The sequence below is a fragment of the Rubrivivax sp. JA1026 genome, assembly GCF_011065555.1.
In the GTDB taxonomy this organism is placed as follows: domain Bacteria; phylum Pseudomonadota; class Gammaproteobacteria; order Burkholderiales; family Burkholderiaceae_C; genus Rubrivivax; species Rubrivivax benzoatilyticus.
Map to the genome: position 1 here is coordinate 45,357 of NZ_JAALCQ010000006.1, position 25,265 is coordinate 70,621.

The window sequence follows — 25,265 nt, forward strand, 5'->3', positions numbered from 1 at the left end:
CCGCCGGGCACGGGGCGCCGACTGTCAAGCCAGCCGACACCCCGCGGCGGTTCAACGCACGCTGACGCTCACCGAGGCCGCCGCGCTGTTGCCGCTGGCGTCCGTGGCCACGACCTTCAGCGTGTGCGTGCCGGCGCGCACTCGCCGGGTGTTCCAGGCATAGGACAGCGTCGCCCCGCTGCCACTGGCGGCGAGCTTGCCGTCGACGTAGAGCTGCTGGCGGATGCCGGCCGCGCCACGGTCGTCGCTGGCGCTGGTGCTGACCGTCACCGTGCCGCTGACGGCGCCGGCCACCGGGTTGACCAGCGCGACCAGCGGCGGCGTCGTGTCGGCGGCCACCGGCGGCAGCGTGTTGGCGACGTTGACACTGACGGCCGCCGAGTTCGTGCGGTTGCCCGCGGCGTCGTAGGCGGTAGCCACCAGCGAGCGGCTGCCGTTGGCGGCGCCGGTGCTGTCCCAGGCGAAGGCGAAGGGCGCGGCGGAGTCGATGCCGACCACCGTGCCGCCGACGCTCAGCTCGACGCGTGCGACGCCGACGTTGTCGCTGGCCGCGACGTCGACCGTCACCGTGCCGGACACCGTGCTGCCGCCGGCCGGCGAGCCGATCGCCACCGTCGGCGGCGTGGTGTCGGCGGCGGGGGCCGCGGCCGCTGCGGCCGCCACCGCCGCGGCGGCGTCGACGCGGCCGTGGCCGAAGTTCGCGTCGCGCCCGGCCGCGCCCAGGTCGCGGGCGCTGGCGTAGAGCAGGCTCTCGATCGTCGTGTTCGGCAGGTCGGGCCGCCGGGCCATCATCAGCGCGACGACGCCGGCGGTGACCGGGCTGGCGAACGAGGTGCCGCTCCACGCCGAGTAGCCGCCGCCGCGGTTGGTGGTCCAGATGCCTTCGCCCGGCGCGGCCAGCGCGACGAAGGCGCCGTAGTTGGACCAGCCGGTGCGCTGGTCGGCGCTGTTGGTGGCGGACACCGGGATCATCGCCGTCGTCGCCGCGAAACCCGGGTCGGTGCCGTCGTTGCCGGCGGCGACGACGACCAGCCCGCCCTTGCCGCGCAGGTAGTTCGCGGCGCTGGCGACGGTGGAGCTGCCGGCGACGCCGTTGTAGCTGATGTTGGCGATGCGTGCGCCGTGGTCGGCGGCCCAGGTCAGGCCCTGGGCGACGGTGCTCCAGTAGGCGTAGGCGTTGGCGTCGGCGATGCGCACCGGCATCAGGTTGGCTTTGCCGGCGACGGCGGCGACGCCGGTGGCGTTGTCGCTGGTCGCGGCGGCCGCGCCGGCCACCGCGGTGCCGTGGCCGTGGACGTCGCGGGTGTCGGAGTTGCCGTCGTAGAAGTTCCAGCCGGCGACCATGCGCGCGGCCAGGTCGGGGTGGCTGGCGTCGATGCCGCTGTCGAGGATGGCGATCGTCACGCCGGCCCCCTGCGACTGGTCCCAGGCGGTGGCGGCACCGATCGTGCCCAGGTGCCACTGGCTGCCGAGGTAGGGGTCGTTGGCGGCATAGGCCGGCGCGATGCGGCGGTCGAGCTCGGCGAACTTCAGCAGCCGGTGGCGCGCCAGGCGCTGCTGCACGGCGCGTTCGGAGACGCCGGCCGGCAGGTCGATGACGTACAGCTCGCTCTGGCCCATCTTGCGCGCCTTGCCGCCGTGCACCGCCAGCAGCGCGCGGAAGTCGCCCGCCGGCAGGCCGGCACGCGGCGACACGAGCACCCGGCGCTCGGCCCAGTCGTCGGCCGCGGCCGACGGGCCGGCGGCGAGGCCTGAAGTGGCCAGCAGCACGGCGGCGGCGACGGCACGGGGAAGGCAGGCAGGCGGGAGTTGTCTCATGGCAGTCGTCTCGGTGGTCCGGGCCCGCGGCCGGATGGCGCGGACCCCGGAGCATCGACTGCCGGGACGGGCGTCTTGAGCACGCCGTCGTTTCAAGCGGTAAACCCGCGGCCGGGTTCAACCGCCTGCGCGGCAGCACGGCCCGCCGGTGGCAGGCGCCTCCCGCGGCGCCCGCCGGGGCCTCACATGCCGCGCCCGGCGAGCGCGCGCAGATGCCAGGAGAAGGCTTCGTCGAGCAGGTGCGGCGTGTGCTGGCCCGGCGAGCCCTTCAGCGCGCGGCGGTAGTAGTCGCGCAGCGCGGGCTTGAAGTCGGGGTGGGCGCAGCGTTCGATGATCGTCTCGGCGCGCTGCTTGGGCGACAGGCCGCGCAGGTCGGCCAGGCCCTGTTCGGTGACCAGCACCTGCACGTCGTGCTCGGTGTGGTCGACGTGCGGCACCATCGGCACGATGCACGAGATCGTGCCGCCCTTGGCGGTGGACGGCGTCATGAACATCGACAGGTAGGCGTTGCGCGCGAAGTCGCCCGAGCCGCCGATGCCGTTCATGATCTGCGAGCCCATCACGTGCGTCGAATTGACGTTGCCGTAGATGTCGGCCTCGATCATGCCGTTCATCGCGATGATGCCCAGGCGGCGGATCACCTCGGGGTGGTTGCTGATCTCCTGCGGGCGCAGCAGGATGCGCTCGCGGTAGAAGGCCAGGTTCTCGCGGAACTCCTTCAGCGCGTCGGTCGACAGCGACACCGCGGTGGCCGACGCGAAGGCCAGCTTGCCGCTCTTGATCAGCTGCAGCATGCCGTCCTGCAGCACCTCGGTGTAGGCGGTGAGGTTCTCGAACGGCCCATCCTCGAGCCCGGCGAGCACGGCGTTGGCGATGTTGCCGACGCCCGACTGCAGCGGCAGCAGGTCCTTGGGCAGGCGGCCCTTCTTCACCTCGTGCTGCAGGAAGTCGAGGATGTGGCCGGCGATGCGGCGCGAGTTCTCGTCGGGCGCGGTGAACTGCGTGTTGCGGTCGCCGGCGTGGGTCTCGACGATGGCGACGATCTTGTCCGGGTTGACGCGGAAGGTCGGCTCGCCGATGCGGTCGCCGGGCGCGACCAGCGGGATCGGCTTGCGGTGCGGCGGGCGCTGGGTGCCGTAATAGATGTCGTGCATGCCCAGCAGGTTCATGTCCTGCGCCGAGTTCACCTCGAGGATGATCTTGTCGGCCTCGTCCAGCCAGGTCTTGTTGTTGCCGATCGAGGTCGACGGGATCAGCCGGCCGTCCTCGGTGATGCCGGTGACCTCGACGACCGCGACGTCCAGATGGCCGAGGAAACCGAACCAGACGAACTGCGCGACGTGCGAGAGGTGGATGTCGATGTACTCCATCTCGCCGGCGTTGATGCGCTGGCGGCACACCGGGTCGCTCTGGTAGGGCAGGCGCATCTCGACGCCGGCCACGCTGGCCAGCGCGCCGTCGAGCTCGGGCGCGGTCGACGCGCCGGTCCAGATGCCGACCTTGAAGCGGTCGCCCTCGGAGTTGGCCTGGTGGATGCGGCGCGCCAGCGCGCCCGGGATCGCCTTCGGGTAACCCGCCCCGGTGAAGCCGCTCATGCCGATGTTGTCGCCTTTTCGGATCAAGGCGGCCGCTTCGTCGGCAGACATGATGCGATTGCGCAAGGCGGGACAGAGGACGCGGCTTTCGGCTTGGGTCATACGTCGGGAACGGGTTACAAGGCGGTTACGCGAGCGCGGCAATGTAGAGCCCGCCCAGAACCGAGGCAAACAAGCATTTATGATTCGACGCACAAGCTGCGCTTAACTGTCGATGACCCGCCGCATGCCCGCGCTGGCGCTGTTGCGCACCTTCGAGGTCGCCGCGCGCCACCTCAGCTTCAAGCAGGCCGCGGCCGAGCTGCACGTCACGCCGGCGGCCGTCAGCCAGCAGATCCGCAGCCTCGAGGCCGAGCTCGGCGTCGTGCTGTTCGAGCGCCTGACACGTGCCGTGCGGCTGAGCGCGCGCGGCGAAGCCCTGCTGCCCAAGGTGCGCGACGGCCTGGCGCTGCTGGCCGAGGCGGTGGACCAGGCCTGCGCGCCGGCGGCCACCGAGCTGCTGCGCGTCATCGCGCCGCCGTCCTGGGCCAGCCACTGGCTGCTGCCGCGCCTGCCCGGCTTCTACGCGCGCCATCCGGAGGTCGAGATCCGGCTGGCTAGCAGCTCCGAGACCGTCGACCACGCCGGTGCCGCGAACGTGCTCGCGGCGCTGGCGCGCGCGCCGGGTGACGGCCGCAGCGAGCTGGCCGTCGTCTTCGGCACCGGGCGCTACCCGGGCTGGCGTGTCGACCCGCTGCTGACGCCCGAGTACCTGCCGGTCTGCGCCCCGGCGCTGGCACGCGGCGCGGCGCCGCTGGCGGTGCCGGCCGACATCGTGCAGCACACGCTGATCCACGACGACACGCTGAACCACGGCGGCGACGAGGCCTGGGGCTGGCACCGCTGGCTGCAGGCCGCCGGCCTGGACCGCCAGGCCGCCGGCAGTGGCCGCCACTTCTCCAACGCGGTGCTGGCGATCGAGGCGGCGCTGGCCGGCCAGGGTGTCGCGCTGGCGGCGCGGCCCATCGTCGCCGGCCACCTGGCCAGCGGCGCGCTGGTCGCGCCCTTCGCGCTGGCCATCGCCTCGCCCTGCACCTACTGCCTGGTCGGCCGCCGCCACAGCGCCGAGCGGCCGGCGGTCGCGGCGTTCCGCCACTGGCTGGTCGAGGCCTCGCGCCGGGAGACCTGAGCCGGGACTCGGCCGCGCCGGCTGGTTATGCTCGCGCCCGATGCGCCGCCGCCGCCACCCTGACGACCGACACCCTGCCTCGCGGCTGGGGCTGACGTTCGCCGTCGTCTTCGCGCTGCTGGCGGCGCAATGGCTGGGGCTGGCGCACACGGTGCTGCACGGCACGGCGCCAGCGCCGTCGGCCGCGCAGGCGTCCGGCCATCCGCCGTCGCCGCACCCCGCGCACGACGCTGCGCCGGCACACGAACACCGTCACGGTCTGGCGGCGCTGTTCGCCGGCCACGACGACGGCAGCGCCGACTGCCGGCTCTACGACCAGCTCGCCCACGCCGAGCCGCTGCCGCCGGCGCTGCCGGCGCTGGACACGCTGCCGCCGGCACCGCCGCGGCTGGCGGCCGGCCGCACGCACGACGCCGCGGCCGAAGCGGCGCCCTACGCCGCGCGCGGCCCGCCACGCGCCTGAGCGCGCCGCCCCGGCGCCCTTCCCGCCTCGATCCCCGGCCGCACGGCGCTTGGAGCCGAAGCGGCTGCTCACGTCTTTTCGGCGTGCGGCGTGGCCGCACGCCCCTCTGTCCTGATCCGATGAAATCCCTCGTCCTCACCCTGAGTCCGGTGGCGCTGGCCTGCGCCGCCCTGTCGCAACCGGCCGCGGCGCAGTCCGCGCCGACCCCGGTCGAACGCATCGTCATCACCGGCAATCCGCTGGGCAGCGAGCGCAGCACGCAGCCGGTGTCGGTGCTCGCCGGCGACGAGCTCGTGCTGCGCCGCGGCGGCACGCTGGGCGACACGCTGGACACGCTGCCCGGCGTCTCGCAGACCGGCTTCGGCCCCAACGCCAGCCGGCCGGTGATCCGCGGCCTGGACGGCGACCGCCTGCGCGTGCTCGACAACTCGGGCTCGACGCTGGACGCCTCGGCGCTGAGCTACGACCACGCGGTGCCGCTGGACCCGCTGGTGGCCACCGGCATCGAGGTGCTGCGCGGCCCGGCGGCACTGCTGTACGGCGGCAACGCCGTCGGCGGCGTCGTCAACGTGCTCGACAACCGCATCCCTGTCGCGCCGGTCACTCGCACCGGCGGCTCGGCCGAACTGCGCCTGGGCGGCGCCGCCGCCGAACGCGGCGCGGCTGCGGTGCTGGAGACCGGCGGCGCCGGCTGGGCGCTGCACCTGGACGCCGCGGCGCGCAACACCGACGACTTGGACGTGCCCGAGCACACGCCGGTGGCCGACGGTGAAGCCCTGGCGCGGACCGACGAGGTGCGCAACTCGGCCGCCAGGACCCGCAGCGCCGCGCTCGGCGGCTCGTGGTTCTTCGCCGGCGGCCGGGTCGGCCTGGCGCTGGACCACTACGACAGCTCGTACGGCGTCGTCGCCGAACCCGACGTCACGATCCTGATGCGCCGCAACCAGCTGCGCGCCGAAGGCGAGTGGCGCCTGGACGGCGGCCCGTTCTCCAACCTGAAGCTGCAGGCGCGCGGCGCCGACTACGAGCACCGCGAGATGGAAGGCGCCGAGGTCGGCACCGTGTTCTCCAGCCGCGGCGGCGAACTGCGCGCCGAGGCCCGCCACCGTGCGCTGGGCCCGCTGCGCGGCGTCGTCGGCGTGCAGGCCGAGAGCTTCGACTTCTCGGCGCTGGGCGAAGAGGCCTTCGTGCCCGACACGACGACACGCCGCCTGGGCCTGTTCGTGCTGGAGGAGACGGACCTCGGGCCCGGCACGGTCTCGGCCGGCGCGCGGGTCGAACGTGCCGACGTCGACTCCGACGGCGGCGGCCGCTTCGGCGACGCGCGCTCGCGCGGCTTCACGCTGTTCAGCGCGTCGCTGGGCACGACGATGCCGCTGGCGCCGGGCTGGAACGTCAGCGCCCACCTGGCGTCGACCGAGCGTGCACCGACCTACTTCGAGCTCTACGCCGACGGCGTGCACGCCGCCACCGGCGCCTACGAACGCGGCGACCCGACGCTGGACGCCGAACGCGGCGTCAGCGCCGACCTGGCGCTGCAGTGGAAGTCGGGTGCGTCCAGCCTGCGCGCCGGCGTCTTCGCGACGCGCTTCTCGCGTTTCATCTCGCTGGACAGCGCCGGCGTCTCGGTCGACGAGGACGGCGAGGTCGTCACCGAGGACGGCGTGCCGCTGTACCGCTTCGACGCGGTGCGGGCGCGGCTGTACGGCGCCGAGTTCGAGGCCCGGACCACGCTCGACGCCGCCGGCTGGCGCTGGACGCCCAGCGCCAGCGCCGACTTCACGCGCGCGACGAACACCACGACCGACGAGGCCCTGCCGCGCATCGCGCCCTGGCGCGCGACGCTGGCGCTGGCCGCGTCGCGTGCCGACTGGACGCTGCGCGCCGAACTGCGCCACGCCGGGCGACAGAACCGTGTGCCCACGGGCGACAGCACGACCGCCGGCTACACGCTGCTGAACCTGGCGGCTTCGTACCGCTTCACGCTCGGCGGCCAGGACGCGCTGTGGTACCTGAAGCTGGACAACGCGACCGACCGGCTGGCCTACAACGCCACCGCGATCGAGACGATCCGCGGGCTGTCGCCGCTGCCCGGCCGCGCGCTGGCAACCGGGCTGCGGCTGGACTTCTGAGGCCGCTCAGCGCGGCACGACGAAGGTCGACTTCTCGTCGATCTCGATGGCCGAGTCGTTGGCCGCGGCCGGCAGGCGCTCGATGCGGAAACGGATCGCGTGCACGCCGGCCCCGGCCTGCTGGGCGGCCTCGAACGGCAGGTGCACGTTCAAGGTCACCCAGCGCGCCTCGGCCGGGCCCAGGTCCACCGTCTCGGCGTGTTCGATCGTGATGCCGGGCAGGCCGTCGACCGCGACGCGGTAGCGCTCGGTCTGCTCGGCGTTGTTCATGATCTGCAGGCGGTAGACGTTCTCGATCGTGCCCTGGTCGACGATGCGCGCCAGCGACGCCCGGTCGCGCACGACGTCGACGCGGAACGGGTGGCGCAGCGCGATGCTGGTCGCGAAGGCGCCGAGGATGATGAACAGGATCGCCGTGTAGACCAGCACCCGCGGGCGCAGCACGCGGCGCAGCATCTGGCCGCGGTCGTGGTGCTGCGCCATGCCGTTCTGCGTGGCGTAGCGGATCAGCCCGCGCGGGTAGCTCATCTTGTCCATGATGTCGTCGCAGGCGTCGATGCAGGCCGCGCAGCCGATGCACTCGTACTGCAGGCCGTTGCGGATGTCGATGCCGGTCGGACAGACCTGCACGCAGACGCCGCAGTCGACGCAGCTGCCCAGGCCAGCCTGCTTCGGGTCGGTCTTCTTCGAGCGCCGCCCGCGCGGCTCGCCGCGTTCGGGGTCGTAGCTGATGATCAGCGTGTCCTTGTCGAACATCGCGCTCTGGAAGCGCGCGTACGGGCACATGTATTTGCAGACCTGCTCGCGCATGGTGCCGGCGTTGCCCCAGGTGGCGAAGCCGTAGAACAGCACCCAGAAGGTCTGCCACGGGCCCAGCGAGGCGCTGGCGATCGAGCCCAGAAGCTCGCCCATCGGCGTGAAGTAGCCAGCGAAGGTGACGCCGGTCCACAGCGCGAAGCCCACCCACAGCACCTGCTTGGCCGCCTTGCGGCCGAGCTTGGCCGCGCTCCACGGCGCGGCGTCGAGCTTCATGCGCTGCGTGCGGTCGCCTTCGGTGACCTTCTCGAACCACATGAAGATCTCGGTGTAGACCGTCTGCGGGCAGGCGTAGCCGCACCACAGCCGCCCGGCCACCGCGGTGAACAGGAACAGCGCGTAGGCCGAGATCATCAGCAGCGCCGACAGGTAGATCAGGTCCTGCGGATACAGGACCAGCCCGAAGACGTAGAAGCGCCGCGCCGCCAGGTCGAACAGCACCGCCTGGCGGTCGTTCCACTGCAGCCAGGGCAGGCCGTAGAAGACGATCTGCGTCAGCCAGACCAGGGCCCAGCGCCAGTTGGCGAAACGCCCGCTGACGGCACGCGCGTAGATCTTGCGCGACTTCTGGTACAGCGACACGGTGGCCGCGCCAGCGGCCGCCTTGGGTGACGCCGCGGGGGCGTCGCCGCCCGCATTGATAGGGGCAGGGGTATCAGCCATGGACTGATTCTGCCCCATGGACCCCATCCGATGGGGGTTTTCACGAATTCGTGAGCGAACCAGTCGGTCGCTCTTCACGAAGCGCTTCAGTCGTGCTGGCAGCCGCAGGCGCAGCCGTGACCGGCACCCGGCCGCGCTGCCGGCGGGCTCAGGTGCGGCAGTTCGCCGGCGAGGTAACGCGCGACGGCGGCGGCGGGTTCGCGTTCGTCCGTCGTCGCGGCGCGGATGCCGCGCGCGGCGAGCTTGGCGACGAGGCCGCCGCCCATGCTGGCGCCGATCAGCACGTCGACACCGTCCAGCGGGTGCGGGGCGTCGGCCGCGGCGTCGTGGAAGGCCTGGCCGGCGTCCAGTTCGACGAGTTCGGGCGCGCCGACCTCGGCGCCCTGCACGCGGTACACGAGGAAACGGCGGCAGCGGCCGGCGTGGTCGGAGACTTCGCGCCGGTTCTGGGCGGCGACGGCGACGAGGGTGGAGGCAACAGGCATGGCGATCGACGGGAGGAGCGGACAGGCCGCGACGGAGCGTCGTTCTCAAGCCGCGTGCCACCCCCTGCGGCGAACGAAAAAAGCCTTCGCGACAAGCACTTGACGCGCCCGCCGGGAGTTCACCGACCGCCCAGGACTGCCACTGACGGCACCCCCTTGGCAGAACGCCTGACAGTTCGGCGAGTACCCCCGGCGGTACACTGGACCCACAGCTTCCGCCTGCCGCCGCCATGAATCAGCCGTCCGCCCCCGCCCGCCGCCGCCTGCTCGCCGTCGCCGGCTCCGCCGTGCTCGCCGGCCTCGCGGCGCCGGGGCATGCCGCCGACGAGGCGCTGCCGCTGGAGGCGGCACGCGACGCGCTGGCCCGCCGCAGCGCGATCGTCATCGACATCCGCGAGCCCGAGGAACACGCCCGCGGCGTCGCACCGGGCATGCGGCTGCTGCCGATGAGCCAGATCGGCCAGCGCCTGGCCGAGATCCCGCGGGACCCGTCGCAACCGGTGCTGCTGGTCTGCAACACGCAGAACCGCTCGCGCGCCACGGCCCGCGCGCTGCGCGAGCGTGGCTGGACCAACGTGCACTACGTCGCCGGCGGCATGAGCGAATGGGCTCGCCGCGGCTGGCCGCTGGTCGCGCCGCGCTGAACACCGCCTCCCGGCGGGGCGCCATCCCGCGGGTGATGGCGCCGGCTGTAACTTGATCGTACTCAACGCCGGCAAAAGGCCGGCCTCGGCCGCCTGTGCAGGCGCTAGCATTGGTCCGCGCTTCCACCAACCGGACCACGATGCCGGCATGCGGGATGCAGCAACACCGGCCCGACGGCGGCCGGCGGCGACGATCGGAGGACAGCCCCATGACCCTGCCATCCCGGATGCTCGAGGAGCTCGAGCGCCGCCGCCGCACCGTGACGGCCGGCGGCGGAGCCGACAAGCTCGCCGCCCGCCACGCCAAGGGCCAGCTCGGCGCGCGTGAACGCCTGGACCGGCTGTTCCAGCCCGGCACCTTCCAGGAAACCGGGATGCACGTGCGCCACGGCGCGCACCACTTCGGCCTGCAGGACAAGGCCTTCCCGGCCGACGGCGTCGTCACCGGCACCGGCTACGTCGGCGGCAACCTCGTCGCCGCCTACAGCCAGGACTTCACGGTCAACGCCGGCACGCTGGGCAAGGCCCACGCCGGCAAGATCGTCGCGCTGATGCAGTTCGCGCTGAAGAACGGCGTGCCCATCGTCTCGATGCAGGACTCGGGCGGTGCGCGCATCCAGGAGGCGGTGGACGCGCTGTCGGGCTACGGCGAAGTCTTCTATCACAACGTGCTCGCCTCCGGCCTGGTGCCGCAGATCGCGCTGGTGCTCGGGCCCTGCGCCGGCGGCGCGGCGTATTCGCCGGCGCTCAACGACTTCATCATCATGACGCGCCGCAACGCGCACATGTTCATCACCGGGCCCGAGGTCATCAAGGCCGTGACCGGCCGGGCGACGACGATGGACGAGGTCGGCGGCGCCGAGATGCACGCCGCGGTCAGCGGCAACGTGCACTTCATCGCCGAGGACGACACGCAGGCCGTGGCGCTGGCGCAGCGCCTGCTGTCGTACCTGCCGCCGAACAACACGATGGACCCGCCGCACCAGCTGTCGGCCGAGCTCGTGCTGGCCAGCGACGAGGGCATGGACACGCTGGTGCCCGAGGACCCGGCCGAGCCGATGGACGTGCGCCAGGTCATCGCCCGCCTCGTCGACGGCGGCGAGCTGCTGGAGGTGCACGCCTCGTGGGCGCGCAACATCATCGTCGGCTTCGCGCGGCTGCAGGGCATGGTCATCGGCCTGGTGGCCAACCAGCCCGCCGAGATGGCCGGCGCGCTGGACATCAACGCGTCGGACAAGGCGGCGCGTTTCATCCGCTTCTGCAACGCCTTCAACGTGCCGGTCGTGACGCTGGTCGACGTGCCCGGCTTCCTGCCCGGCGTCGAGCAGGAGCGCGGCGGCATCATCCGCCACGGTGCCAAGCTGCTGTTCGCCTACGCCTCGTGCACGACGCCCAAGCTGACGGTCATCCTGCGCAAGGCCTACGGCGGCTCGTATCTGGCGATGTGCAGCCAGGAGATGGGCGCCGACGTCGTCTACGCCTGGCCCAACGCCGAGATCGCGGTGATGGGCGCGCAGGGTGCGGTGAACCTGCTGTACCGCAAGGAGCTCGCCGAGGCCGAGGATCGCGCCGCGCTGGCTGCCGAGCTGATCGCCGGCTACCGCGCCGAGTTCGCCTCGCCCTATCTGTCGGCCGGGCGCGGCTACATCACCGACGTCATCGCGCCGTCGGAGACCCGCGCCCAGCTCGCGCTGTCGCTGCGCAAGATCCTCAACAAGCGCGAGCTGCGGCCCGCGAAGAAACACGGCAACGTGCCGCTGTAAGACGCAGCCGGAGAACACCCCATGGAACGAAGACTGCGCATCACCGTCGACGGCAAGGCCTACGTCGTGACGGTCGAGGAGCTCGACGCCGGCCCGCTGGCGCCGCCGCCGGCCGTGGTGCTGGGCGCGACGGTGCCGCCGGCCGTCGCCGCCGCGCCGGTGGCCGCGGCGCCCGCCGCCGCGCACGGCGCCGGCGACGTCGTCGCGCCGCTGGGCGGCACGGTGCAGTCGGTGCTCGTCACGGTCGGCCAGCGCGTCGCCGAAGGCGAGAAGCTCGCGGTCATCGAGGCGATGAAGATGAACACCCAGATCAGCGCGCCGCGTGCCGGCCAGGTCGCCCGCGTCGAGGTGCGCGCCGGCCAGGTGGTCGAGACCGGCCAGCTGCTGCTGGTCATCGGCTGAGGCCGGCGCCGTGTTCGATCAGCTCGGCCCGTTCTTCGAGGCGCTGCTGGCGCAGACCGGCGTCGTGCACCTGAGCTGGGGCAACGTCGTGATGATCGCGGTCGGCGCGGCGATGGTGTACCTGGCGATCGCCAAGCACTACGAGCCGCTGCTGCTGGTCGGCATCGGCTTCTCGTGCATCGTCGCCAACGTGCCCGGCCCGCCCGACGACGTGCCCGGCGGCGAGGCGATCAGCGCCCTGCTCTACGTCGTCAAGGAGGGCGGCCTGTTCCACTACGCCTACGAAGGCGTGGCCAAGCTGATCATCCCGCCGCTGATCTTCCTGGGCGTCGGCGCGATGACCGACTTCGGGCCGATGATCGCCAACCCGCGGCTGGTGATCCTGGGTGCCGGCGCGCACCTGGGCATCTTCGTCGCGCTGATCCTGGCCAAGCTCTGCGGCTTCACGCTCGCCGAGGCCGGCGCGATCGGCATCATCGGCGGCGCCGACGGGCCGATGGCGATCTTCGTGACGATGCAGCTGGCGCCGCACCTGCTCGGGCCGATCTCGGTGGCCGCGTACTCGTACATGGCGCTGATGCCGCTGATCCAGCCGCCGGTGATGCGGGCGCTGACGACGCCGGCCGAGCGCCAGATCACGATGAAGCAGCTGCGCACCGTCGGCAAGGCCGAGAAGATCGCGTTCCCGATCGTGATGGCGGTGGTCGTCAACCTGTTCTTCCCGCCGGTCGCGCCGCTGATCACGATGCTGATGCTGGGCAACCTGCTGAAGGAATGCGGCGTCACCGAACGCCTGGCCAAGACCGCCGCCGGCGGGCTGATGAACGTCATCGTGCTGGTGCTGACGGTGGCCATCGGCTCGACGATGGCAGCCGACAAGTTCCTGAACTGGGACACGCTGCTGATCGTGCTGCTGGGCCTGGTGGCCTTCGTCTTCGGCACCGCCTCGGGCGTCATCACCGCCAAGGTGATGAACCTGTTCCTGAAGGAGAAGATCAACCCGCTGATCGGCTCGGCGGGCATCGCCTCGGTGCCGATCGCGGCGCGTGTCTCGCACATCGTCGCGAACCAGGAGAACCCGAAGAACTTCCTGATCTACCACGCGATGGGGCCCAACCTGGCCGGCGTCTTCGGCACCGCCATCTCCGGCGGCATCCTGCTGGCGCTGCTGGGCGCGGGCTGAGGAGCGGACGATGCAGCCCATCATCCCCGACACCCTCGAAGGCGCGCTGATCCTCAGCGTCATCGACTTCGTCGGCAGCTTCTTCATCATCGCCGCGATCGGCGTCGTGCTCGCAGGCTTCCCGCTGATCGGGCGTGTCGCGGCGCGTTTCGAGAAGCGCGAGCCCGCCCCCGCGCCGGCCGTTGCGCAGGCGGCGCCTCAGGACGACGGCGAGCTCGTCGCCGTGCTCGCCGCCGCCGCGCACGCGACGCTGGGCCGGCCGGTGCGCATCGTGCGCATTGAGCCGACGCAGGTCGGCGACGCCTGGACGGCCGAAGGCCGCGCGGCGCACCACGGATCGCACCAGCCGGCCCGAAGCCGCAGCTGAGGCCGGCAGGCGCTGCCGGGCGTCAGCGCTCGGGCCGGCCCCACATCCACAGCGCGACCAGCGCCATCGTGCCGGGCACCAGCACCTTGGACCACAGCGGCATCGGCGTCAGGAAGACGATGACCAGCGTGCTGGCGCCCATCATCCCCGTGGCCGCCCACTTGGCGTTGCGCGGGATGACCCCGCCTTCGCGCCAGCGCCGGATGCCCGGGCCGTAACGCGGGTGCGCCAGCAGCCAGCGCTCCAGCGCCGGCCAGCCGTGCCCGCCGGCCCAGGCAGCGACCAGCAGGAAAGGCACCGTCGGCAGCCCCGGCAGCACGACGCCGACGGCGGCCAGCAGCAGGCAGGCCAGCGCCAGCAGGCGCCACAGCAGCAGGACGACGGGACGGGGCAGCATGGGGTGATTCTCGCGTGCGCCGCCGCGACAATCGCCCGGCCCCAACACAGGAGCACCCGATGTCCGCCCACACCCTTCCCCGCCCCGAGCACGACCGGAGCACCGCCCGATGAACGCCTGGCTGATGCTCGCCGGCGCGATCGGCGCCGAACTCGCCGCCACCACCGCGCTGAAGCTGTCCGCCGGCTTCACGAAGCTGGCACCGTCGGCGGTCGTCGTCGTCGGCTACGGGCTGTCGTTCTGGCTGCTCGGCCAAGTGCTGAAGACGATGGAAGTCGGCATCGTCTACGCGATCTGGAGCGGCGCCGGGCTGGCGATCATCGCCTTGATCGGCATCGCCTTCCTCGGCGAGTCGGTCAGCGCGGTCAAGCTCGCCGGGCTGGCGGCGGTGCTGGTCGGCGTGGTGCTGCTGAACCTGGCCGACCGCAGCGCCTGAGGCCTCAGGCCAGCAGCGCCGCGCGCAGCGCGCGGATCTCGTCCGGGCCGGTGCGGCAGCAGCCGCCGATCAGGCGCGCGCCGCCGCGGCGCCAGCGCTCGGCCTGGGCGGCGAAGTCGGCGGCGTCGCGCTCGCCGTGCCAGCACTTGGCGACCGCGTCCCACTGCTCGCCCGAGTTCGGGTAGACGACGATCGGCAGCCGCGTGCGCGCCTGCGCCGCGCCGATCAGCGCCGGCACGTATTCCGGCGCGGTGCAGTTCAGGCCCACCGCGGCGACGCCCGGCAGGCCGTCGAGCGCGGCGGCACAGTCGGCGAAACGTTCGCCTTGGCTGACGTGCTCGCCGTCGCGGCAGGAGAAGCTGATCCAGGCCGGCAGCGCCGGCTGCAGCGCGGGCAGCAGCGAGGCGATGGCCAGCGCCTCGTCCAGGCAGGGAATCGTCTCGCAGGCCAGCAGGTCGGCGCCGGCCGCGGCCAGCACCTCCAGCCGCGGGCGGTGGAAGGCGGCGAGCTGCTCGCGCGTGACGCCGGGGTAGCCGCGGTACTCGCTGCCGTCGGCCAGCATCGCGCCGTAGGGCCCGACCGAAGCCGCGACCAGCGGCCGGCGGCGGCCGGCGCGGTTCGCCGGCTCGGCCCAGAAGGCGTCGCGCGCCTCGATCGCCAGCGCCACCGAGCGCCGCATCAGCGCCACCGCCTCGTCGTGCGAAAAGCCGCGGCGCGCGAAGCCTTCGAAGGTCGCCTGGTAGCTGGCCGTCGTCGCGACGTCGGCGCCGGCGCGGAAGTAGTCCAGGTGCACCTCCCGGATCAGCTCCGGGCGCTCGATCAGCAGCTTGGCCGACCACAGCGGGTCCTTCAGGTCGGCGCCGCGGCGCTCCAGCTCGGTGGCGAGCGCGCCGTCGAGCACGACGATGTCCTGCGCGGCGAGGGTGGTGGCGATCACGGGGTCGGGAATCATCGGCGGCGGCCTTCGCTGGGGAGCGGCGAGCTTAGCCGAGCGTGGCCAGGCGCTCGGCGAGGAAGTCGCGCAACCGCTGCACCGCCGGACGCAGCACGCTGCGGTCGGCGCAGGCCAGGAACAGCGGCGCCGGTTCGCCCTGCCAGTCTTCGCACAGCGCAACCAGCGCACCGCGGCGCAGGTCGTCGGTGACGTCCAGCCCCGACTTGTAGGCGATGCCCTCGCCGAAGATCGCCATGCGGCGCACCGCGTCGCCGTCGTCGCAACGCAGCGCGGCGTGCACCTCGACCGCCAGCTCGCGGCCGTCGCGCTCGAAACGCCAGCGCTCGTGCGGCCGGTCCGACAGCCGGTAGCTCAGGCAGCGGTGCTGCACCAGATCCTGCGGCTGCGCCGGCCGGCCGTGGCGCGCCAGATAGGCCGGCGACGCGCAGAGCACGCGCCGGTTGTGCGGCGCCAGTGCGACGGCGACGAGCTGGGTGTCGGCCGGCTCGCCGTAGCGCAGCGCGACGTCGACCGCTTCGCGCGCCAGCTCGGCGACGCGGTCGGTCAGCTGCAGCTCGAACTCGATGCCCGGGTGCTGCTCGCGAAACGCCTGCAGCCAGGGCAGCACCACGTTGCGCCCGAGGTCCGACGGCATCGACAGCCGGATGCGCCCGGCCAGCGCCTCGCGCCCGGCCGCCAGGCGTTCGCGCGCCTGATCGATCAGCGCCAGGCCGCGCTCGCAGGCGTCGAGGAAGGCCAGGCCTTCGGGCGTCGGCCGCAGGCTGCGTGTCGAACGCACGAAGAGGCGGAAACCCAGCGCCGATTCCAGCCGCTTGAGCGCCGCGCTGGCCGCCTGCGGGCTGACGGCCAGCTCGCGTGCCGCCGCCGACAGGCTGGCCGAACGCGCCGCGCGAACGAAGAACTGCAGGTCGCCGGGCGACACCGCTTTCAACGGTTGTTTGTAGCTGCTGCTCACGCCAACCTCTCGATTCGGCGCCTGGCCTCGTCCACCATCCCGCCATTTTCCGCTTTGCCAGGAGAAAGCATGAAAGCCATCGTCTACGCGCAAGCCGGCCTGCCGATCGAGGACCCGGCCTCGCTGTTCGAGACCGAACTGCCGGCACCGCTGCCGCGCGAACACGACCTGCTGGTGCGCATCGCCGCCGTCGCCGTCAACCCGGTGGACACCAAGGTGCGCCGCAACCAGCCGACCGAAACGCCGCGCATCCTGGGCTGGGACGCCGTCGGCACCGTCGAAGCGGTCGGCGCCGCGGTGACCCGCTTCAAGCCGGGCGAGCGCGTCTGGTACGCCGGCAGCATCGACCGCCCCGGCTCCTACGCCGAGCTGCAATGCGTCGACGAGCGCATCGCCGGTCACGCCCCGGCGACGCTGGACGACGCCGCCGCGGCGGCGCTGCCGCTGACGACGATCACCGCCTGGGAGCTTCTGTTCGACCGCCTGGGTGTCGCCGAAGGCGGCGGCGAAGGCCAGCGCCTGCTGGTCGTCGGCGCGGCCGGCGGCGTCGGATCGATCCTGGTGCAGCTGGCGCGCAAGCTGACGAAGCTGACGGTCATCGCCACCGCGTCGCGGCCCGAGACCGCCGACTGGGTGCGCAAGCTGGGCGCGCACGCCGTCGTCGACCATTCGAAGCCGCTGGCCGCCGAACTCGCCGCTGCCGGCCATCCGGCGGTCGACTACATCGCCAGCCTGACCCAGACCCATCTGCACTACGACGCCTACGTCGAGGCCGTCGCGCCGCAGGGCCGCATCGGCCTGATCGACGACCCGGAGCCGATCGACGTGCGCCGCCTGAAGCGCAAGGCGGTGTCGCTGCACTGGGAGCTGATGTTCACGCGGCCGCTGTTCGGCACGCCCGACCTCGTGCGCCAGCACGAGATCCTCGAGCGCGCCGCGGCGCTGGTCGACGCCGGCACGCTGGTCTCGACCCAGGGCGAGCACTACGGCGCCATCAGCGCCGCCAACCTGCGCCGCGCCCACGCGCTCGTCGAGAGCGGGCGCGCACGCGGCAAGCTGGTGCTGGCCGGGTTCTGACGCCGCTCAGGCCTGCGCCGGCACGCGCAGGTCCTGCATCAGCTCGAGCAGGCGCTGCGACTGGTCGCGCAGGCTGGTCGCAGCGCGCGACGCCTGCTCGACGAGCGCGGCGTTCTGCTGCACGTCGCGGTCCATCGCCGAGACGGCGGCCGAGACCTCGGAGACGCCGCGGCTCTGCTCGACGCTGGCGTCGCTGATGCCGCAGACCAGCTCGCTGAGCCGCGACATCGCTTCGATGACCTGGCCGATCGTCGCCCCGGCCTCGCCGACCAGGGCCTGGCCGCGGTCGATGCGCTCGTGGCTGGTGACGATCAGGCCCTTGATCTCCTGCGCCGCGGTGCTGCTGCGCTGGGCCAGCGCACGCACTTCGGCAGCGACGACAGCGAAACCGCGCCCGGATTCGCCGGCACGCGCCGCCTCGACGGCGGCGTTCAGCGCCAGGATGTTGGTCTGGAAGGCGATGCCGTCGATGACGCCGATGATGTCGTTGACACGCCGCGAGGCGTCGCCGATCTGGTCCATCGTCGACACCACGCCCTGCATCGCGTCGCCGCCGCGGCCGACCAGCACCGAGGCCTCGGCGGCCAGTTCGCGTGCCGATTGCGCCTGGGTCTGGTTGTCGCGCACACGCTCGTCGAGCCGGCCCATCGTCGTGCTCGTCTGCACGATCGCGCCGGCCTGGGCCTCGGTGCGGCGCGCGAGGTCGCCGTTGCCGCCGGCGATCTGCGCGCTGGCCACGGCCACGTGTTCGGCACCGGCGCGCACCGCCAGCACGCGGCGCGCCAGGCTCTCGACCATCTCGTGCAGATGGCGGCCGAGCTGGCTCAGCTCGTTGCGGCCGGGGAAACGTTCGCGCGCCGCGAGGTCGCCTTCGGCGACACGCTTCGCCAGACGCACCGCACGGTCCAGCGGGCCGACGATGGAGCGACCGATGGCCAGCGCCAGCGCCGAGACCAGCACCAGCGCCGACAGCCCGATCGCCCAGGCGGCCCAGCCGACCTGACGCGCGGTGCGGTCGAAACGCGCGATGTCGGTTTCGGCGCGTTCGGTGCCCACCTTCACGGTGGCCAGCACACCGGCCTGGTGGCGCAGGAACTGCGCGTCGATGGCCTCCAGCCGCATGCGCGCGGCGGCCAGGCCGTCGCTCTCCATCACACGCAGCGCGTCGTCGATGAGCGCGATCAGCTTCTGGCCCTCGGCGTGCTGGGCGCCGAGGAGGCTGTCCTTCAGCGGCGAAGGCGACAGCGCCTGCCAGACCTTGGCTCGCGCCTCGTAGTCGCGGCGCTGGGCCTCGAACTGCGCGCGCGCCTGTGCCACCGGCAGGCTGCCTTCCAGCGCGCGCGACATCGTCAGCCGGGCGTCGACCAGGTACAGCGGCGGCGGCAGGATGTCGGCGACGATGTCCTTGGACTCGAAGACCGCGTGGCTGTCGTCGGTCTGGTGGCGGTTGCCCCACAGCAGCAGCGCCCCGAGCATCACGACGGCGCAGAGAGCGACACCGGCGAGCAGCGTCAGACGGCCGCGAATCGACAAGTCGTGCAGAGAAGGCATCTCATGGCCCCGGTAATCGAGCGACGGCAGGCCATGCGCCGGCCAGGCGTCACGAGGGCGACGCAGAAACGATTCTAAAAATTCGCACAAAGAGCATTTGTGGCATTTTTGCGAGATCCCGCACGGTTTGTGCAGGATTGTCAGCGGCGGCGGTGCTGCCGCCGCCAGACCCAGGGCGGCACCGGCCGGGACTCGGCCCACAGCCCGGCGCGGTCGTGCCGCGCCTGCCACTGCAGCGCCGGCAGGTTGAGGTCGGCGGCGTAACCCTCCATGACCCAGGCCAGACCGGCGCGCAGCTGCGCCGTGCCGGCGTCGCGGCCGCCGCAGGACACGTGGGCGATGGCACGGCCGTAACGGTCGCGGCCGGCGCTGCCGGGCAGCGGCCGGATCTCGGCGTGCCGGCGCAGGCAGAGCGCGGCCAGGTGGCGGCGCGAGGCCGGGCCGAACGCCTGGGCCTTCTCCGGCGCGTCGACGTCGGCCAGGCGCACACGCAGCGTGCCCTGCGGCGCCGGGCAGCGCGCGGTCAGCGTGTCGCCGTCGGCGACGGCGATGACCAGGCAGGAGAAGACGAGCGCGCTCAGCATCGGGGCGACGGCACCGGCCGCAGCCGGCGCCGCATCAGGCGTCGGCCGGCGGCAGCCCCAGGCGCTCGGGGAAGGTGTAGGCGACGAGGTCCTCGCCGCGCACGAAGCCGGCGAGCAGCAGGCCGCAGGACTGCGCCAGGTCCACCGCCATCGCCGTCGGCGCCGACACCGCGGCCAGCGCCGGCGCACCCAGGCGCGCGGTCTTCTGCACCATCTCGAAGCTGGCGCGGCTGGTGATCGCGACGAAACCCTCGCCGGCCGCCAGCCCGGCGCGCTGCATCGCGCCGACCAGCTTGTCCAGCGCGTTGTGGCGGCCGACGTCCTCGCGCACCAGGCGGGCGTGGCCGTCGGCGTCGCACCAGGCGGCGGCGTGCGTCGCGCCGGCCAGGCGCTGCAGGCCCTGGGCCTCGCGCAGCTCGTGCTGGGCACGCGCCAGCGCCTGCGGCGTGAAGGGGCGCGGTGCCAGCGCCGGCAGCGTCTGGCGCACCTGACCCAGGCTGTCGGTGCCGCACAGGCCGCAGCCGGTGCGCCCGGCCAGCGTGCGCCGGCGCTCGCGCAGCCGCCATTCGCAGGCTGCCGAGACCTCCAGGTGCAGCTCGATGCCGTCGCAGCCGGGCACGGCATCGACCGAACGCAGCTCCTGCGCGTCGGCCAGGCCTTCGGTGGCGCAGAAGCCGCGCGCGAAGTCCTCCAGATCGGCCGGCGTGGCCATCATCACGGCATGCGAGATGCCGTTGAAGACCAGCGCCACCGGCACTTCCTCGGCGATCCAGTCGTCGGCCGCCTGCACCACGCCGCCGCGGCGCGCGACGACACGCAGTCGGCGCAGGCCTTCGGGAACGGCGGTGTCGGCAGGCTTCATCGGCGGGCGGGATTGTCGCCGTGCCGGCTGCCCGACGCCGGCGCTGGGACTAGGGCAAGTGCCATGACGTGATCTGCAACGCACTGTTAGCATGTGAAAAGCTCCTGGTTCGTGCCGCTCACGTCCGCGGGGGCAGCGCACGATGAGTCAGTGGCCGGCCATCGTGCCGCCCTCACCACTCATGGCCGCACCCGCCAGGCGCCGTCGATCCATCCTTCACAGCCACGGGAATGCGCTCATGAAGCAGCTCTCCAGGCGCCAGTTCATGAAAGTGACTGGCTCCACGCTGGCGGGATCGAGCTTGGCGCTGATGGGCTTCTCGCCAGCCACCGCGCTGGCCGAAGTCCGCCAGTACAAGCTCGCCGCCACCACGGTCACACGCCAGACCTGCACCTACTGCTCGGTCGGCTGCGGCATCCTGATGTACTCGCTCGGCGACGGCGCCAAGAACGCCAAGCGTTCGGTGATCCACGTCGAGGGCGACCCCGACCATCCGGTCAACCGCGGCACGCTGTGCCCCAAGGGCGCCGGCCTGCTGGACATCATCAACAGCCCCAACCGGCTGCTGTTCCCCGAGGTCCGCGAGCCCGGTTCCAGCGAGTGGAAGCGCATCTCCTGGGACGAGGCCAACACCCGCATCGCCCGGCTGCTGAAGGAAGACCGCGACGCCAACTTCGTCGAGAAGACCGAAGACGGCCTGACGGTCAACCGCTGGCTCACCACCGGCATGCTGGCCGCCTCGGCGTCCAGCAACGAAGCCGGCTACATCACCCACAAGGTCGCCCGCTCCTGGGGCCTGCTCGCATTCGACAACCAAGCCCGTGTCTGACACGGCCCGACGGTGGCAGGTCTTGCCCCGACGTTTGGCCGTGGAGCGATGACGAACCATTGGGTCGACATCAAGAATGCGGACGTCATCCTGATCATGGGCGGCAATGCCGCCGAAGCTCACCCCTGCGGGTTCAAGTGGGTCACCGAGGCGAAGGCGCACAACAAGGCGCACTTCATGGTGGTCGATCCGCGCTTCAACCGCTCTGCGGCGGTGGCGGACTTCTACGCCCCGATCCGCTCCGGCAGCGACATCGTCTTCCTCGGCGGGGTCATCCACTACCTGCTCGAGAACGACAAGATCCACCACGAGTACGTCCGCAACTACACGGACTTCAGCTTCATCGTGCGCGAGGACTTCGCGTTCGAGGACGGCATCTACTCGGGCTACAACGCCGACAAGCGCAGTTATGACCGCACGAGCTGGGACTACGAGCTCGGCGCCGACGGCTTCGTCAAGACCGACCCGACGCTGGAGCACCCGCGCTGCGTCTACCAGCTGCTGAAGAAGCACTACAGCCGCTACACGCCGGACAAGGTCGAGAGCATCTGCGGCACGCCGAAGGCCAAGTTCCTGCACGTCTGCGAGAAGCTCGCGTCGACGGCCGTGGCCGGCCGCGCGGCGACGATCCTCTACGCGCTGGGCTGGACGCAGCACTCGATCGGCGCGCAGATCCTGCGCACCGGCGCGATGGTGCAACTGCTGCTGGGCAACATCGGTGTCGCCGGTGGCGGCATGAACGCGCTGCGCGGGCACTCCAACATCCAGGGCCTCACCGACCTGGGCCTGCTGTCGGCCAGCCTGCCGGGTTACCTGTCGCTGCCCGGCCAGGCCGAGCAGGACTACCAGAAGTACGTCGACACCCGCACGCAGAAACCGCTGCGTCCGGGCCAGATGAGCTACTGGCAGAACTACCCGAAGTTCCACGTCAGCCTGATGAAGGCCTGGTACGGCCCGAACGCGACCGCCGAGAACCACTGGGCCTACGACTACCTGCCCAAGCTCGACAAGCAGTACGACATGCTGCAGGTCTTCGAGCTGATGAACCAGGGCAAGGTCAACGGCTACATCGCCCAGGGCTTCAACCCGCTGGCGGCGCTGTCCAACAAGGACCGCGTGCGCGACGGCCTGTCGAAGCTGAAGTTCCTCGTCGTGATGGACCCGCTGGCCACCGAGACCAGCGAGTTCTGGAAGAACCACGGCGAGTACAACGACGTCGACAGCGCCAAGATCCAGACCACCGTCTTCCGCCTGCCGACGACCTGCTTCGCCGAGGAGGACGGCGCGGTCGTCAGCTCCAGCCGCGTGCTGCAGTGGCACTGGAAGGCCGCCGAGCCGCCGGGCGAGGCGCGCACCGACATCCAGATCATGTCGGCGCTGTTCCTGCGCCTGCGCGAGATGTACAAGAAGGACGGCGGGGCCTTCCCCGACCCGATCCTCAAGCTCTGGTGGCCGTACGCGCACCCCGAGGAGCCGACGCCCGAGGAAGTGGCCAAGGAGTACAACGGCCGCGCGCTGGCCGACGTCTTCGACCCCAAGGACCCGACCAAGCTGATCCGCAAGGCCGGCGAGCAGCTCGCCGGCTTCGGCGAGATGCGCGACGACGGCTCGACGATGGGCGGCTGCTGGATCTTCGCCGGCTGCTGGACCCAGGCCGGCAACCAGATGGCGCGCCGCGACAACTCCGACCCGACCGGCATCGGCAACACGCTGAACTGGGCCTGGGCCTGGCCGGCCAACCGCCGCGTGCTCTACAACCGCGCCTCCTGCGACGTCGAGGGCAAGCCGTTCAACCCGCGGCGCAAGCTGATCGGCTGGAACGGCAGCGCCTGGGGCGGCGCCGACGTGCCGGACATGGCGCCGACGCTGGCGCCCGAAACCGGCGCCGGGCCATTCATCATGAACCCCGAGGGCGTGGCGCGTTTCTTCGCGCGCAAGGGCCTGGCCGAAGGGCCGTTCCCCGAGCACTACGAGCCCTTCGACACGCCGCTGGGCTACAACCCGCTGCACCCGAAGAACCCGCTGGCGACCAACTCGCCGGCGGCGCGCGTGTTCAAGCCGATCTGGGAGACCTTCGGCAAGGCGGCGGACTACCCGCACGTCGGCACCACCTACCGCCTGACCGAGCACTTCCACTACTGGACCAAACACGCGCTGCTCAACGCGATCACCCAGCCCGAGCAGATCGTCGAGATCGGCGAGGTGCTGGCGCAGAGCCTGGGCATCGCCGCCGGGGACCTGGTGAAGGTGTCGTCCAAACGCGGCTACATCAAGGCGCGTGCGGTGGTCACCAAGCGCATCAAGCCGATGACGATCGAGGGCAAGCCGGTGCACCACGTCGGCATCCCGATCCACTGGGGCTTCAAGGGCGTGACCAAGCCGGGTTTCCTGGCCAACACGCTGACGCCGTTCGTCGGCGACGGCAACACCAACACGCCCGAGTTCAAGACCTTCCTGGTCAAGGTCGAGAAGGTCTGAGGAGCGCCCATGTCACTGCAATCTCTCGACATCAAGGCGCGCTCGGCCACGACGACACCCTCGCCGCAGGCGCGGGTGCCGGCCTCGGGTGAAGTCGCCAAGCTGATCGACGTCTCCAAGTGCATCGGCTGCAAGGCCTGCCAGACCGCCTGCATGGAGTGGAACGACCTGCGCCAGGAGCCGGGCACCAATCTGGGCGTCTACGACAACCCGGTGGACCTGACGTCGGCCGCGTGGACGGTGATGCGCTTCACCGAACACGAGGACGAGAAGACCGGCAACCTGGAGTGGCTGATCCGCAAGGACGGCTGCATGCACTGCGCCGACCCGGGCTGCCTGAAGGCCTGCCCGTCGCCCGGCGCGATCGTCCAGTACACCAACGGCATCGTCGACTTCCACCAGGAAAACTGCATCGGCTGCGGCTACTGCATCACCGGCTGTCCGTTCAACGTCCCGCGCATCTCCAAGACCGATCACAAGGCCTACAAGTGCACGCTGTGCTCCGACCGCGTCGCGGTCGGCCAGGAGCCGGCCTGCGTGAAGACCTGCCCCACCGGGGCGATCATGTTCGGCACCAAGCAGGCGATGAAGGACCAGGCCGCCGAGCGCATCGAGGACCTGAAGGAACGCGGCTACGCCAACGCCGGCCTGTATGACCCGGCCGGCGTCGGCGGCACGCACGTCATGTACGTGCTGCACCACGCCGACGACCCGAAGCGCTACGAAGGCCTGCCGGCGGACCCGTCGGTGAGCCCGGTGGTCGGCTTCTGGAAGGGCGCGCTGAAGCCGATGGCGGTGGCCGGTCTGGCGATCGCCGGCTTCGCCTCGCTGTTCCACTACATCACCAAGGGCCCGAACGACGTGTCCAAGGCCCTGGAGGACGAGATGGAACGCAAGGACCGTGAAGCCCTGGCCAACGAAGAGGAGACGCCGCGATGAGACGCAACCCACGCGACCTCGTGCGCTACAACGCCTCCGAACGCGCCAACCACTGGGCGGTCGGCTGGTTGTTCCTGGGCGTCATGCTCTCGGGCCTGGCCTTCTTCCACCCGGCGCTGTTCCCGTTGACGATGTTCTTCGGCGGCCCGACCTGGGCGCGCATCCTGCACCCGTACATCGGCGTCGGCATGGCGCTGCTGTTCACGATCATGGCCTGGCGCTTCTGGCGCCTGAACGTGATCGAGCCGGTGGACGTGGACTGGCTGCGCAACGTCGGCAAGATGGTCGACGGCGACGACCACGACATGCCGGCGCAGGGCAAGTACAACGGCGGCCAGAAGCTGCTGTTCTGGGCCCTCGTCGTCTGCATGGTGGTGATGGTGATCACCGGCATCCCGATGTGGCGCGCCTGGTTCACGTTCCCGGTGGGTGTCGTGCGCGTGGCCTCGCTGCTGCACGCCGTGGCCGGCATCGGCATGATCCTGCTGATCGTCATGCACGCCTACGCGGCCATCTGGACCCGTGGCACGATACGCGCGATGTTCTACGGCACCGTCACGCGCGCCTGGGCCAAGCAGCACCATCGCAACTGGTATCGCAAGATGACCGGCGACGAGAGCTGAACCCCGCCTGACCCGCGCCGCCCGCGTGTCGCCAGCCGGCGGCCGCGGGCGGTGTCACTTGCAACGAACAAGGAACCCGC

At 71.7% G+C, this 25,265-nt stretch carries 23 protein-coding genes; 13 read left to right on the top strand and 10 right to left on the bottom strand.

The window, feature by feature from the left end:
* Window positions 1–51: 51 nt before the first annotated feature.
* Both G5B56_RS11525 and G5B56_RS11530 read right to left on the bottom strand, forming a co-directional pair.
* Entirely contained in the window at window positions 52–1,818 is a 1,767-nt protein-coding gene (locus G5B56_RS11525; protein ID WP_164963296.1) for a S8 family serine peptidase, read from the bottom strand.
* 182 nt (window positions 1,819–2,000) lie between these two features.
* The gene (locus G5B56_RS11530) at window positions 2,001–3,515 is read right to left on the bottom strand and encodes an acetyl-CoA hydrolase/transferase family protein (RefSeq protein ID WP_164963297.1); all 1,515 of its coding nucleotides are present in this window, start codon (window positions 3,513–3,515) and stop codon (window positions 2,001–2,003) included.
* Window positions 3,516–3,627: 112 nt separating this feature from the next.
* On the opposite strand from G5B56_RS11530, the gene G5B56_RS11535 reads away from it, so the two are divergent.
* From G5B56_RS11535 to G5B56_RS11545, 3 genes are all read left to right on the top strand, one after another.
* Window positions 3,628–4,581, top strand: a complete 954-nt coding sequence (locus tag G5B56_RS11535) for a LysR substrate-binding domain-containing protein (RefSeq protein ID WP_164963298.1) — start codon at window positions 3,628–3,630, stop codon at window positions 4,579–4,581.
* 40 nt (window positions 4,582–4,621) lie between these two features.
* Complete coding sequence (locus G5B56_RS11540; protein WP_164963299.1) at window positions 4,622–5,044, top strand: hypothetical protein; 423 nt, start codon at window positions 4,622–4,624, stop codon at window positions 5,042–5,044.
* Between the two features lie 119 nt (window positions 5,045–5,163).
* Window positions 5,164–7,176: a TonB-dependent receptor gene (locus tag G5B56_RS11545; RefSeq protein WP_240920797.1), complete on the top strand. Its 2,013-nt coding sequence runs from the start codon at window positions 5,164–5,166 to the stop codon at window positions 7,174–7,176.
* Between the two features lie 6 nt (window positions 7,177–7,182).
* On the opposite strand, the gene ccoG is transcribed toward G5B56_RS11545, so the two are convergent.
* Both ccoG and G5B56_RS11555 read right to left on the bottom strand, forming a co-directional pair.
* Window positions 7,183–8,673: a cytochrome c oxidase accessory protein CcoG gene (ccoG, locus tag G5B56_RS11550; protein ID WP_050801715.1), complete on the bottom strand. Its 1,491-nt coding sequence runs from the start codon at window positions 8,671–8,673 to the stop codon at window positions 7,183–7,185.
* Between the two features lie 68 nt (window positions 8,674–8,741).
* Complete coding sequence (locus G5B56_RS11555; RefSeq protein WP_164963300.1) at window positions 8,742–9,140, bottom strand: NifB/NifX family molybdenum-iron cluster-binding protein; 399 nt, start codon at window positions 9,138–9,140, stop codon at window positions 8,742–8,744.
* A gap of 230 nt (window positions 9,141–9,370) precedes the next feature.
* Between G5B56_RS11555 and G5B56_RS11560 the strand changes: the two genes are divergently transcribed.
* From G5B56_RS11560 to G5B56_RS11580, 5 genes are all read left to right on the top strand, one after another.
* The gene (locus G5B56_RS11560) at window positions 9,371–9,784 is read left to right on the top strand and encodes a rhodanese-like domain-containing protein (protein WP_009855372.1); all 414 of its coding nucleotides are present in this window, start codon (window positions 9,371–9,373) and stop codon (window positions 9,782–9,784) included.
* A gap of 209 nt (window positions 9,785–9,993) precedes the next feature.
* A complete protein-coding gene (locus G5B56_RS11565; RefSeq protein WP_029718974.1) occupies window positions 9,994–11,547 on the top strand; it encodes an acyl-CoA carboxylase subunit beta in 1,554 nt (517 codons plus the stop codon).
* A gap of 21 nt (window positions 11,548–11,568) precedes the next feature.
* On the top strand, window positions 11,569–11,949 hold the full coding sequence (locus G5B56_RS11570) for a biotin/lipoyl-containing protein (protein WP_029718973.1): 381 nt from the start codon (window positions 11,569–11,571) through the stop codon (window positions 11,947–11,949).
* Between the two features lie 10 nt (window positions 11,950–11,959).
* Window positions 11,960–13,132 (top strand): sodium ion-translocating decarboxylase subunit beta, encoded by a 1,173-nt coding sequence (locus G5B56_RS11575; RefSeq protein ID WP_009856685.1) that lies wholly within the window; start codon window positions 11,960–11,962, stop codon window positions 13,130–13,132.
* A gap of 10 nt (window positions 13,133–13,142) precedes the next feature.
* Entirely contained in the window at window positions 13,143–13,499 is a 357-nt protein-coding gene (locus tag G5B56_RS11580; protein WP_009856684.1) for an OadG family transporter subunit, read from the top strand.
* Between the two features lie 22 nt (window positions 13,500–13,521).
* On the opposite strand, the gene G5B56_RS11585 is transcribed toward G5B56_RS11580, so the two are convergent.
* Window positions 13,522–13,896, bottom strand: coding sequence for a YbaN family protein (locus tag G5B56_RS11585; RefSeq protein WP_009856683.1), 375 nt, complete (start codon window positions 13,894–13,896; stop codon window positions 13,522–13,524).
* A 109-nt stretch (window positions 13,897–14,005) separates the two neighbouring features.
* Here G5B56_RS11585 and G5B56_RS11590 point away from each other — a divergent pair, with 109 nt between their 5' ends.
* Complete coding sequence (locus G5B56_RS11590) at window positions 14,006–14,332, top strand: multidrug efflux SMR transporter (protein ID WP_164963301.1); 327 nt, start codon at window positions 14,006–14,008, stop codon at window positions 14,330–14,332.
* 4 nt (window positions 14,333–14,336) lie between these two features.
* On the opposite strand, the gene mmuM is transcribed toward G5B56_RS11590, so the two are convergent.
* Both mmuM and G5B56_RS11600 read right to left on the bottom strand, forming a co-directional pair.
* Complete coding sequence (gene mmuM / locus G5B56_RS11595; protein WP_164963302.1) at window positions 14,337–15,284, bottom strand: homocysteine S-methyltransferase; 948 nt, start codon at window positions 15,282–15,284, stop codon at window positions 14,337–14,339.
* Between the two features lie 31 nt (window positions 15,285–15,315).
* A complete protein-coding gene (locus G5B56_RS11600; RefSeq protein ID WP_230269573.1) occupies window positions 15,316–16,242 on the bottom strand; it encodes a LysR family transcriptional regulator in 927 nt (308 codons plus the stop codon).
* Window positions 16,243–16,311: 69 nt separating this feature from the next.
* Between G5B56_RS11600 and G5B56_RS11605 the strand changes: the two genes are divergently transcribed.
* Entirely contained in the window at window positions 16,312–17,319 is a 1,008-nt protein-coding gene (locus G5B56_RS11605; protein ID WP_164963303.1) for a zinc-binding alcohol dehydrogenase family protein, read from the top strand.
* A gap of 6 nt (window positions 17,320–17,325) precedes the next feature.
* On the opposite strand, the gene G5B56_RS11610 is transcribed toward G5B56_RS11605, so the two are convergent.
* The 3 genes from G5B56_RS11610 to fdhD form a co-directional block, all read right to left on the bottom strand.
* A complete protein-coding gene (locus G5B56_RS11610) occupies window positions 17,326–18,870 on the bottom strand; it encodes a methyl-accepting chemotaxis protein (RefSeq protein WP_164963304.1) in 1,545 nt (514 codons plus the stop codon).
* Window positions 18,871–19,010: 140 nt separating this feature from the next.
* Window positions 19,011–19,454 (bottom strand): thermonuclease family protein, encoded by a 444-nt coding sequence (locus G5B56_RS11615; RefSeq protein ID WP_164963305.1) that lies wholly within the window; start codon window positions 19,452–19,454, stop codon window positions 19,011–19,013.
* Window positions 19,455–19,488: 34 nt separating this feature from the next.
* A complete protein-coding gene (gene fdhD / locus G5B56_RS11620; RefSeq protein ID WP_164963306.1) occupies window positions 19,489–20,316 on the bottom strand; it encodes a formate dehydrogenase accessory sulfurtransferase FdhD in 828 nt (275 codons plus the stop codon).
* 238 nt (window positions 20,317–20,554) lie between these two features.
* Here fdhD and fdnG point away from each other — a divergent pair, with 238 nt between their 5' ends.
* Genes fdnG through G5B56_RS11635 form a run of 3 tightly spaced genes read left to right on the top strand, consistent with a single transcriptional unit; the run spans window position 20,555 to window position 25,185 of the window.
* On the top strand, window positions 20,555–23,623 hold the full coding sequence (gene fdnG / locus G5B56_RS11625; RefSeq protein WP_164963307.1) for a formate dehydrogenase-N subunit alpha: 3,069 nt from the start codon (window positions 20,555–20,557) through the stop codon (window positions 23,621–23,623).
* Between the two features lie 9 nt (window positions 23,624–23,632).
* Window positions 23,633–24,562: a formate dehydrogenase subunit beta gene (gene fdxH, locus G5B56_RS11630; RefSeq protein ID WP_009856673.1), complete on the top strand. Its 930-nt coding sequence runs from the start codon at window positions 23,633–23,635 to the stop codon at window positions 24,560–24,562.
* On the top strand, window positions 24,559–25,185 hold the full coding sequence (locus G5B56_RS11635) for a formate dehydrogenase subunit gamma (protein ID WP_164963308.1): 627 nt from the start codon (window positions 24,559–24,561) through the stop codon (window positions 25,183–25,185). The genes fdxH and G5B56_RS11635 overlap by 4 nt, the downstream gene beginning before the upstream one ends.
* Window positions 25,186–25,265: the final 80 nt, after the last annotated feature.